The following is an 11,308-nucleotide window of genomic DNA, read 5'->3' on the forward strand; positions in this document are numbered from 1 at the left end:
CTTCACCTCTCCATTACATTAAAAAACTCGTAAAATACCAATCAATAATTTCTTCTCCATAAAAATAGGCCAAAACCGCACCTGCGGCAATGAATGGGCCAAAGGGTACAGGCTGCCTCTTTTTATATTTGCCAAGAAGCATGCCGCTAAATCCATAACCAGCCCCAGCCAGTGTAGCCAAAAAGAATGAAAGCATTGTCAATTTAAAGCCCAGCACGATGCCGACGAGGAAATACAATTTAATATCTCCTCCCCCCATTCCCCCTTTGCTAACAATAGCAATGGCGAAGAGCAGCAGGAAGCCTGCAAAAGCACCTAGAGTTGAGTCCCACCACGGAGAAAGAGGCACCGCGATCCTTTCCAACATTAAAATCGGCAGGAAAAACAATAAGACTTTGTCAGGGATAATCATATAAACAATATCTGAAACAAAAATAATCACTAATAAGGAAATGAACGTTAAAGCGACAATCAGTTCCAAATGAAAGCCTATTTGGTGGAACGCAAACACAAATAATAACCCTGTGGCCAATTCGATCAATGGATAGACCGGCGAAATAGAAGTGCCGCACCCCCGGCATTTTCCTTTTAACAAAATGTAAGAAAATACAGGTACCAGGTCCCCAGCAGTCAAATTCCGTCGGCATACCGGACAATGAGACCTCGGAGCAACAATGGATTTCTTCAACGGCACTCTCAGCCCAACCACATTATAAAAAGAACCCAAAACAGCGCCTAAAACGAACAAATAAAAATAAAGTAAAAGCATAAAAGCCCTTTTCCTTTTCTATGAATATAGTCCTTATTATACTAAACAAACCTGCTGATGGAAATTAGAAAAAGAACTCCTTTGGAGAGGAGTTCAATTTTAGAGAATTTCTTTAGAAACTATTTCTAGAGATAGATTTACCTATTAAATTTCTTGTTGAAACTTTAGTATGCTGGCTTTCCTTTAGCAAATCCTCTGCAAACCGGTAAGTGATTCCAAGGATAATCCAATAATATGGAGCAACAGTGATAACACTAATATTGAAAAAGGCCTGTACAAGATAGCCGATAATAGACGCAATGAAACATAACAGGATGATAAACTCAGTACCCTCGGCAACATGCAAAGCCCGGAAAGCCTTATACAGAATAGTAAAAATAAGAGCCAGGTATGCGAATAATGCGGGTACACCCATTGTAATGGCCATATGCAAATACTCATTATGCGCTTTATCGACAATGATATTTGTTGTATGAAAGTATTGTTCATATTCTTCTTCATTGTACGGAAAGACTTCCCCTAACGTATCTGGGCCAGACCCCAGCCAAAAATACTCGAATACAAGAGGAAAAGATTTTTTCCATATATACATCCTGCTTGAACCAGCATGCATATTCTCTTCTAAAATTGCCTCATTTGCATCCTTTACAATGGATGTAAAACGGTTAGATATTGAACTGGACTCTGTGAAATTCACGGCTAAAAATAAAACAACAAAGCTGATGCTTGCTATAAAAAACTTCTTAAAATACATCCGATTTTGAAGCAAAATAAAGACTCCAATGAATACGAGCAATACCAAAACGCCCAGCCAGGCGCTTCTTGTTTGGGAGTAAAGCAGTGCAGCAAAATGAGTATTTAAAATAAATAAGAAAATCGGACTCTTTTTCTTATCGGATATAAAATAAACCAATAACGAGATAGCCAGTACCAGGACTAGATACGAGCCAAAAAAATTTGGGTTGTCAAAGAACCCATAGCTTCTGGTTTGATTAACCCTTGAATAGTACCTTGGAAAAAAGTCCAATTTGAAATGCTGCAAGATGCCATACATTGAAACCAAAAAGGATATGTAAACAAAATAATATAATTGATCTGTGAACTTATCCATTTTGATAAACATATACGAAAAAGTGAACAATGTTAAATAGCAAAACCATGCTACCAGGCCTTCATACCTGTTTTCTCTTCCGTAAAAAGACAAGAAGTGATCTACCGAGAAAATCGTAGAGATGATTAATAATACTATAAAAATATATATTAGTTTATTTAAGGTGAATATGTCTTTAAGATTCTGTTTGTTTTTTAGCAGAAAGGCTATTAATAAAATTAGTGCTGAGTACATCAAAAATTGGTTCTTAAGAAAAGTATCCGTGAAAAGAAATTCATTTGGGAAATAGATTAATTGATAAACCAGGATAAATATAAATAAAAGTTTTTTCATGAATATAATAAAAGGGAGTAGAATTATACTCCCCTTCCTGTCTTTGGATTTTTATTCTGATACTAAATCTCTACCTGCCTTTGCTAAACTTTGTGCAGTTTCTCCATTTATAACAGTATTACCCGAATCAACTAATGTAACTTTATATAAGAAACCTCCTGTAGCTGTTGTATCTATTACCACTTTACTAGTAGTTGAGTCATAAGCAACATTAGTTTTAGGACTTACCGGAATTTCCTCAATAAAACCTGCAGTGTGAAGTTCTCCTAAAGTCATAGTGTTATCGGTACCTGTACTAATCGGATCCTTCGAAGCCACAGCAAGCTTAGCAGCTCCTAAAATCTGCTGAGCATTCGAAACATGCGCATCCTTCTTACTATTTTCCATAATTTTCCCAATACTCGGCACCGCAATCGCCGCAATAATCCCCAAAATCACAATAACTGCCAACAATTCAACAAGCGTTAATCCTTTTTGATTTTTAAAATAGTTCCTAATCCTTTTAAACATCATTTTCTCCCCCACTATTTTCTAAATGTAAAACGCGCCTTATGTAAGTCTATTAACCTAGGATGATAGCTTTATTGATTTCTAAGTGAAATAAAAAACCAATTTTCAGACTGTATAAGAACAAATTCCCATATCAATCCTGAAAATTGGCGGGTTGCACTACTTGCTCACGTTCGTTCAAGTGCCCAAATAAGAACAAACGGTCATTGCTTCCAATTTCACTATAAAAATCCAACTTATAAAATCATTATATGATGCTTAAGTACTAAAATCAATTATGTAAATGTGAAGATTTATATATTTATTGCTGAATATTTTCAAAGATCGTAAACATTGGGACTGCAATGGCAGCCACAATTCCTCCTACTACAAAAGCAAGGAGGACAATCATCATCGGCTCGATTAGGGATTTTATTTGGTCGGTAGCGTTGTCCACTTCCATTTCATAAAAATCTGCCACTTTGTCGAGCATCTGGTCGAGTGTCCCTGATTTCTCCCCTACTAGTATCATATGTGAAACCATAGGCGGAAATGCCCAATGCTTTTCCATCGGGATCGAAATGGACTGCCCTTTTTCAATTGAAATTCTTGCTTCTTTTATCACATGTGCAAGCACTTCATTTCCCATGATTCTTTCAACAATGGTTAAGGATTGTAAGATTGGAACCGAACTTGCAAACAGTGAACTCAGGGTCCTGGTCATTTTTGCAATCTCAGCTTTTTGCAGAAGCTTGCCAAATATCGGAAGCTTAAGAAGGACAAAATCAAAATAATATTTTGTTCTTCGATTGGATTGCAAATAGCGGACTGAAAGGATCAAGGATACAGCAGCTGCGAATAAAAGCCACCAATAATCACTCAAAACATTTCCCATTGTCAGTACCATCATAGTGATAAGAGGCAGCTTTCCATCAAAAGAAACAAACATGTCGGCGAATGCCGGAACAACCGTTGATAATAAGAAGATCACGATTACAATGGAGATAAGCCCTACTGTTAAAGGATACGCCATGGCTGATTTAACTTTTTGGCGGGTATTATGCTGCTTTTCATAATAAACAGCAAGCCTTTCCAATATCTCATCCATATTTCCTCCAGCTTCGCCTGCTCTCATCATATTGATAAAAAGGGGCGGAAAGATTTTACGGTGGCTTTCCGCTGCTTCCGAAAAAGGTTTCCCTCCTTCAAGCCCTTCAGCTACATCTTTTAACGCTTTTTCCAGCAATTTGCTTGATGTTTGCCTTGATAATAAATGAGTGGCTTCAGCTAAAGTGATTCCTGCTTTGAGAAGCGTTGAAAATTGCCGGATATAGACGACAAGGTCTTTATGTTTTACCTTGCTTGGCCCTAGCTTAATTTCCCTATGCAAGAAGCCTTTTAGTTCTTCTATGGACGTGACCGCTATTTCTTGTTCCTTTAGTTTCCCAACAGCCTCTCTTCTATTTTCCGCTGTCAGTTTTCCATCTTTTCGCCTGCCTTTTTTATCTCTGCCGGTATAGCGGAAAACTGGCATTAAAACTCACTCTCCTGCAAATATTGTCCTGCAGTGGTTTTATCGATTTTCCCTTTTTCCAAAAGAGGTTTGATAGCCATTTCGAGCGTTTCCATTCCAGCAGATTTGCTTGTTTGCATAACACTGTGAATTTGATGAATTTTTTCATTCCGGATCAAATTGCGTATGGCAGCGTTATTAATCATTATTTCCAAGGCAGCTACCCTTCCGTCCTTTGAGATCGTAGGGAAAAGACGCTGTGAAATAATTGATGCAAGAACGGAGGCAAGCTGGATCCTTACTTGCGACTGCTGACCAGGCGGAAAAACGTCAATGATTCGGTCAATTGTAGACGGCGCATCCGTTGTATGAAGCGTACCGAGCACCAAATGACCTGTCTCTGCAGCTGTTATCGCCGTTGAAATGGTTTCCAGATCCCGCATTTCCCCTACGAGGATGATATCAGGATCCTGCCTTAAACAGGCTCTTAGGCCTTTGGCGAAGCTTTTTGTATCAAACCCTACTTCCCTCTGATCAATAATGCTTGTCCCATGGCTGTGGAGATATTCAATCGGGTCTTCAAGGGTAACAATATGCCTTTTCATATTTTTGTTCATATAGTCAATCATCGCTGCCAATGTCGTTGATTTCCCGCTTCCGGTTGGCCCTGTCACCAGAACAAGCCCCTGGGGTTTTCCTGCTATTTCCTTTAGGACATTTGGTAGTCCAAGCTCCTCCAGCGTCGGGATTTTAGTTGGGACAACGCGTATCGCCAAACTAACCGACGAGCGCTGATGGTAGGCATTAATCCGGAAGCGTGAAACGCCTGGAATTCCATATGAAAAATCAAGTTCACCGTTTTCCTTAAAGGTCTCCCATAGTGTGTCAGGAATAATGGCTTTTGCCATTTCTTCCGTATCCCGTGGTTTAATTATTTCCTTCCCGTATTGCTTTAAATCTCCATGCAGACGCATAATCGGAGGAACGCCTACAGTTAAATGAATATCTGAGGTGCCTAATTCATAGGCTGCTGTCAATATATAGTCTAATCGCTCTTTCATTTTTTTCCTCCTAATCCCTCAGTGCCACTCTCAGTACTTCTTCCACTGTGGTCATTCCACTTTTTGCCTTTAACAAGCCATCATCGATAAGAAAAATCATGCCGCTTTTCATGGCATACTCTTTTATCTCACTTAATGGTTTGTTATTCGTCATTAAACTCCGGATCGTATCATCCATTTCGAGAACTTCATGAATCGCCATCCGGCCGCGGTATCCTGTGTTTTGGCAATTTGGACAGCCTTTGCCCTTATATAGTTTATCGACTTTAATTCCTCTGTCTTTAAACAAATTTACTTCCATTTCTGAAGGGTCATAGGAAAATGCACATTCCTTGCAAATACTGCGGATTAATCGCTGGGCAACTATACCCGTCAGAGAGGATACCACCAAATAAGGCTCTATATCCATATCCAGCAAACGCGGTATGGTTGAAAGCGCACTGTTTGTATGCAAAGTGCTGAACAGCAAGTGTCCGGTTAGTGAAGCCCTAATCGCAGTATCAGCCGTCTCTTTATCACGGATTTCTCCAATCATAATAATATTCGGATCTTGCCTCAGGATCGACCGAAGCCCGCTTGAAAATGTAAGACCGATAGACTGGTTGACTTGAACTTGATTAATTCCGGAAATCTGGTATTCGACAGGATCTTCGACTGTAATGATGTTCACATTGTCTGTGTTTAAATGGTTCAATGCTGCATATAGAGTTGATGATTTTCCAGATCCGGTAGGACCGGTTATGAGCACCATTCCTGAAGGTTTTTCAATCATGGAAACAAATTTCTGCAGGTTCACCCGATTAAAACCCAGATTTGAGAGTTTTAGCAGAATGCTGGACAAATCCAGAATACGCATGACCACCTTTTCTCCATATACGGTAGGAAGCAGTGAAATGCGAAGGTCAATTTTCACATGATTAATTTCAAGCTTTATTCTTCCATCCTGCGGCAAACGGGTTTCGGTCACATTTAAATTAGCCATGATCTTAATACGGGCAACCAGCAGGCTGAAAATATTTTTGGATAGCTCGCGCTCTGTACGAAGCAAACCATCTACCCGATAGCGGACAAGTATTTTTGTCTCTTGGGGATCAATATGAATATCACTTGCCTTCATTTGGACACCGGTTGATAGTATCTGGTTTACAAGCCTGATCGCCGGTGCCTGTTCGCTATCCAAGTCATCTCCATCTATTTCGGTTAGATCAAGGTCCTCAAATGTCTCATTTAAATTATAGTATTTATGTATAGCGGAAATAATCTCGTCTCGCTTTGCTATAACAGGTGTAATCTGCAGACCTGTTGATAAGCGCATATCGTCCAGCGCAAAATAATCCATTGGATCATTCATTGCGACAATAAGCTGCGTACCTTCCTTCTTAATGGGCATCAAATTATTTCTTAGTGCAAAATCCTTGGATATTAAAGTAACCATCTTTGAATCGACAGGGTAGTTAAAGAGACTAATATGCGGAATGCCAAGCTGAAATTCCAACACCTCAATCAGCTGCTGTTCACTGATATATCCTCTTTCTAAAAGGGCATCTCCCAGCTTTTGGCCATCTTTTTTAGTTGTGAGCGTTTTCTGAAGCTGATCCTCAGAGAGCATCCCTGATTCAACTAACAGGTCTCCTAATCGTTTCCGCTTATTTGTCATTTTTTTCACCTTTTAAAGAAAATTATTTGTAAATCAGCACTAAGCTAGATGTGTTAATTATAGGATGGATCCAATTCTATTTCCCCGCCTTCTCCAGGCTGTGGAGAAGTCCACTCTGGCGGAGCCGGAAAATCTCCAGTGAATGTTACTGCACCCAATGCCCAAATTCCAGCGCTAAGCCCGTCTGTATTTTTACAGCCCATTCCGGCAGGCAATATGTTAATATCCTCAATTTCAATATTAATTCCTTCACGAATATGGGCAGTGCCTTGTATGCACATTAATGCAGAATTTCCGCTGCCAACCAATTTCCCCGTATCATTTCCGTAAAAATAAGCATCTCCAATCACGACTGTTGTCGAATTTGGCTTGCTGTCAATATCATTAAAATAAGCACTGCCATTTTGCACTTCAATGACACTATGGTTTGATAAAGTTGCTAAACCACTCACGTAAAAGTCTCCTGTAGCTATTAAAGTGGTTGCGTTATCCATAGTTAAAGGTCCTGCAGTATATAAATTATTTACAGTCACCTCAGATTTGTCGCTTATTGTAATTGGGCCCGCAGAATAGACATCACAAGGTGTATCCGGGTCATCATCACAGTTGTTAGGGTCTGACTCCACTGGAGTAGGCGGCGTTGCGCCTGGAAGGCCGATTCCCCTTTCAGATGTCCAACTGAAGTCCTTTTCTTCCTCCTGATAAGGCTGGGTCTCTTCAATCTCTCCGTTACCACTGGTAAGCCTGTATGTTAGGCGAATTACGCCATTTCCGTTTGCATCCTGGGTCACTATAAACTGATAGGAAACTTTAAAAAAGGTATCCGGACGATTATTCATATTTACTCTGAATTCAAAAAAATTATTAAGCCCACTATTCACTGGAATGCCCATTTCAGCTAGATTATAATTTAAGCGCCCTTCCAAACTGTTTCTAGCTTCTTGGATTGTATCGCCAGTAAGCGGCTGTGCAATTGTCAGTTTTAACGTTTCATTGAAAAATTCCAAACCCATTTCAGCTAAGTGGGTTGTCTGAACATCATTGTGGCTTTTGGCTATTTGTCCTGCTGAATTGACATTCGCTCTTATCAGAGCAGTAGTAAAAATAAAAATCAAAGAAATAGCAAGCAGTATATATATAAGGGTGTATCCTTTTTCATTACAGTATTTCCGATGCATTCTGCCACCCCTATTACCGTCTGTTTATAATCGTCTTTACTTCATAAGGATTCGTATCAATGTCCGGGTCTGATATTGTTAAGGTGAGGTTTAAAAAGTCATTCGTTTTATTTATCGATATGGAATCTGGAATATGGTATAAGAAATTGGGGTTGCCGATTGTCCAAACACGCTGGCTAGTGGTCACTTGAATGAGCCCATCCACAATGCTAATTTCGTAATCAGGATTTTTATGGTGTACTTCAGTAAGCTCAGCAAGCACCAAGTTTGCTTCCTGCCTTAAATTGGAATGGGTTAATGTCTTGTTATAATTTGTAACGCTTCCCAAAAACACAGAACTGACTAAGCTGAAAATGATTGCAGAGATCACAATGGCACCCAGTAATTCGATCAGTGTCATACCCTGCTCCGATTTAATCCCCATTTTATGGACCACCTTCCTTATAGCCAAAGGTCCTGGCCAGAAGGCTGCTATCTGTTTTAACGGACGAGGAATATACACTTATTTCTTTAAAATATAATCTGAAAGGCGGAATTCCGCCATCACTTAAATCATGAAGTTCCGGTGGTGTAACATCCTCAATAGAAACATAATACGTACTATTGCCTCTTTCAGCTGTGAATTCAGTGTCATATGTAAACCCTAGCTGTAAATTCGCATGAACCTCTCTTGCAATATTCATTGCCTCAATCTTTTTTTCGTTTTTACTGGAAAACAGCATGGATTGAGAATAAATTCCAAAAAACACAAGCAGGATCAAGCTTATAAGTCCGATTGACGCCAACACTTCAATTAAGGTAAACCCCATTTGTCCATTACGAATCCTCTTCATGTATTCTCACCTAATATATTTGTCTGCTTTTCATAGACTCTATCTTTCTCCATTAGCAAGTTCAGTAGAATCCTCAGCTATTGTATCTTTCTGGTCAGCTTCAGATTCCACTACACCCTGTACTTCACCGTCTATTTTCTCACTTTCAGATCTTTGTGATTCAGTGGTTTCTGTTTCACTCGTCTCAGGATAAGCGATTTTTCTTATTATAATTTCATTTACCGGCAGATAAAAATCTTCAGCAATCAGAGTCGTTTTTAAACGCTCACCCTGTGAGTTATATTCATCACGATAAACGGAAACCGAGGATCCCTTTCTGCCTTTTCTTTCACTGCTAAAAACGTTTTTGATATTATCTTGGTATTGAATAATTTTCTTTGGTTCGTATGTTTTTTTATTTTCAAACCTGACTTTATAACTGTTGCCAAGGTCAATCCCCAATACGGATACCTCCACAGTTCTGTTGTTCACTTTATCAAATTGAATCGTGATATCACTATCATTTGGATTAAATAGCATTAAATCCATCTTCTCTTTGACCACTCTTGCTTCAAATCCTGCAGTAATTCCTTCCGGCAGCTCTTTGCCAATATACCTCTCCATAATTTGGATATTTGTCGGAAGGATAGCCTCATAAATTCCCGATGAAATTTTAGTAAGCAGCTCATTCGATAAAAACGGATCCTCATCATTCAGCAGCTCTAAAAACGAGAAACTGTCTTGTGCAGGTATAATAACTTGGCTATGTGATTCCAGCCAAGATGATAGGCTGGTTCCATCTATCTTAATTTCCGCATTTGAAAGAATGCTTTGTCTCTTTACTACTCCTTCCCCCATGTGATCTGAAATTTTAATAACACTTACCTTTGTATTAAGAGCACCCGCTTCTTCCTCCAATCGGGCACGCAAGCTTTTGATATTCACATTTGACAGTATTGTTTCATCCAGAATTTTTCTCAGCTCTTCAATTAAATCCTGCTCATGTATGGTTGTATAAAGTGGATTCGCATTTCCCGGCACAGCCGCTGCAATGCTTTCCTCTACATGAAATCTAAAAAGCTTCCCAGGAATATCAACTTTTTGATCTGCAAATGACAATTGAACCCCATTGGCACTTTGCCAATTGGCAATAGGTTGATTCAGCCTGTGGCTAACGTCATCCTTCTGAATTCCATGAACCTCCACAGGTCCAATAAAAGTTACATCACTAAATGGGGTATCCTGCATAAATACCTTCTCATAAGCAAAAGTTCCTATACGTGAAAAAGCAGTGAAAAACAGAGTGCATAAAAGGATAAGGCTAAATAATTTTAATAAAAAATGCTGATTTTCTTGCAAACTGAAAGTCTCTCCTTTTGCCAACCACTTTAGATGGTAAAAATCCTAGATATCTTTTTTATTTCTTCGGCTTAAATATAACTCTTCTAAATCATCAAAATAATTTTGAACAGATTTTTCTGTTTCAGCCTTATTTTCAATCTCTTTATCCATATTCACTTTAGGTAGCTCTTCTTTGGATTTTTCCTTTACAATTTGCTCTTCCTTATTTTCCTGGAACATTTCAATCCTGGACTTCATAAGAAGTTCGGCATCATCTTCCATTTGCAATGAGGCCAATGAAGGGATTTCTTCCCCTTGTGCTTCCAGTTCTTCTTCCACTTTAATTTCCTTTATGTACAGTGGGTCTATAATGACTTCATTTTCCTTATTTCCAGTATCTTCAGCTGTCACTGCAGCCTGCGATTCCATTCGATTGCTATCAATGTAGTCTTGGTTTAGAGGTTCTAAAAAATCGATTTCATGAAATTCAGGGACAGTTTCCTCTCCTTCTGGCTGCTCTCTCGGCTCAGCTTTTTCCATACTAGGCAGATCTGTTTCTCCCGTATTATCTAAGTTGCGTATAGGGCTTGGGGCATAAAAGCGGTCCAATGTTTCGGTCTGCTTGGCTTTTTCAACTAAATCATCCATTGAAAATAGCGGCTTCCTTTCAAACAGATCTTCCTCTTTTTCATCCTCAGCGAAAAATGAGTGTGTTTTCTTGAACAATAAAAAGGAAATTAACATGGCAAGTAGTGCTTGAATCAGAAAAACGATCCAAATAGGATAGGTCTCACTTCCAAGAAAGCCAACTAACCCCAGGAAAACACTTACCATTAAGATTGTTAACCTTCCTTTGATTGACATTTTGATAGGAATAATCAATAAAATCGCACTAATTAAAAGAATGGATAAAATAAAGCTTATCGCAAAAACCAAATGTAACACCACCCTATTTGTCCCAGATCACTCTTCATTTTTATTGTAAATGATTCCAGTAAGGAAGTACCATGAATTTCTTGTTTTTTTCGAAAACTAATAGAACAT

General features: G+C 39.0%; 11 protein-coding genes and 1 riboswitch. All 11 genes read right to left on the reverse strand.

What is annotated here, in order from left to right:
* Positions 1 to 13: 13 nt before the first annotated feature.
* The 11 genes from IQ19_RS16455 to IQ19_RS16505 all read right to left on the reverse strand — a co-directional run bounded on the left by IQ19_RS16455 (position 14) and on the right by IQ19_RS16505 (position 11,200).
* On the reverse strand, positions 14 to 769 hold the full coding sequence (locus IQ19_RS16455) for a prepilin peptidase (RefSeq protein ID WP_144543468.1): 756 nt from the start codon (positions 767 to 769) through the stop codon (positions 14 to 16).
* A gap of 112 nt (positions 770 to 881) precedes the next feature.
* Positions 882 to 1,973 (reverse strand): O-antigen ligase family protein, encoded by a 1,092-nt coding sequence (locus IQ19_RS16460; protein WP_158638841.1) that lies wholly within the window; start codon positions 1,971 to 1,973, stop codon positions 882 to 884.
* 291 nt (positions 1,974 to 2,264) lie between these two features.
* Positions 2,265 to 2,726: a type II secretion system protein gene (locus IQ19_RS16465; RefSeq protein ID WP_415801989.1), complete on the reverse strand. Its 462-nt coding sequence runs from the start codon at positions 2,724 to 2,726 to the stop codon at positions 2,265 to 2,267.
* 136 nt (positions 2,727 to 2,862) lie between these two features.
* A riboswitch (cyclic di-GMP riboswitch) is annotated at positions 2,863 to 2,946 on the reverse strand.
* 78 nt (positions 2,947 to 3,024) lie between these two features.
* Positions 3,025 to 4,236: a type II secretion system F family protein gene (locus IQ19_RS16470; protein ID WP_144543470.1), complete on the reverse strand. Its 1,212-nt coding sequence runs from the start codon at positions 4,234 to 4,236 to the stop codon at positions 3,025 to 3,027.
* Positions 4,236 to 5,276 (reverse strand): type IV pilus twitching motility protein PilT, encoded by a 1,041-nt coding sequence (locus IQ19_RS16475; RefSeq protein ID WP_144543471.1) that lies wholly within the window; start codon positions 5,274 to 5,276, stop codon positions 4,236 to 4,238. The genes IQ19_RS16470 and IQ19_RS16475 overlap by 1 nt, the downstream gene beginning before the upstream one ends.
* 10 nt (positions 5,277 to 5,286) lie before the next feature.
* Positions 5,287 to 6,933, reverse strand: a complete 1,647-nt coding sequence (locus tag IQ19_RS16480; RefSeq protein ID WP_144543472.1) for a GspE/PulE family protein — start codon at positions 6,931 to 6,933, stop codon at positions 5,287 to 5,289.
* Between the two features lie 53 nt (positions 6,934 to 6,986).
* A complete protein-coding gene (locus tag IQ19_RS16485) occupies positions 6,987 to 8,111 on the reverse strand; it encodes a hypothetical protein (RefSeq protein ID WP_144543473.1) in 1,125 nt (374 codons plus the stop codon).
* A 13-nt stretch (positions 8,112 to 8,124) separates the two neighbouring features.
* Positions 8,125 to 8,535: a PulJ/GspJ family protein gene (locus IQ19_RS16490; RefSeq protein WP_144543474.1), complete on the reverse strand. Its 411-nt coding sequence runs from the start codon at positions 8,533 to 8,535 to the stop codon at positions 8,125 to 8,127.
* Between the two features lies 1 nt (position 8,536).
* Positions 8,537 to 8,944: a type II secretion system protein gene (locus tag IQ19_RS16495; protein ID WP_144543475.1), complete on the reverse strand. Its 408-nt coding sequence runs from the start codon at positions 8,942 to 8,944 to the stop codon at positions 8,537 to 8,539.
* 39 nt (positions 8,945 to 8,983) lie between these two features.
* Positions 8,984 to 10,171, reverse strand: coding sequence for a VanW family protein (locus IQ19_RS16500; RefSeq protein WP_144543476.1), 1,188 nt, complete (start codon positions 10,169 to 10,171; stop codon positions 8,984 to 8,986).
* Between the two features lie 156 nt (positions 10,172 to 10,327).
* Positions 10,328 to 11,200 carry a DUF4229 domain-containing protein gene (locus IQ19_RS16505; RefSeq protein WP_144543477.1) on the reverse strand — a complete coding sequence of 291 codons (873 nt, stop codon included), beginning with the start codon at positions 11,198 to 11,200 and terminating at the stop codon, positions 10,328 to 10,330.
* Between the last annotated feature and the right edge of the window lie 108 nt (positions 11,201 to 11,308).

Origin of the sequence: Cytobacillus oceanisediminis (assembly GCF_007830235.1) — a bacterium.
GTDB lineage: Bacteria > Bacillota > Bacilli > Bacillales > Cytobacillaceae > Cytobacillus > Cytobacillus oceanisediminis.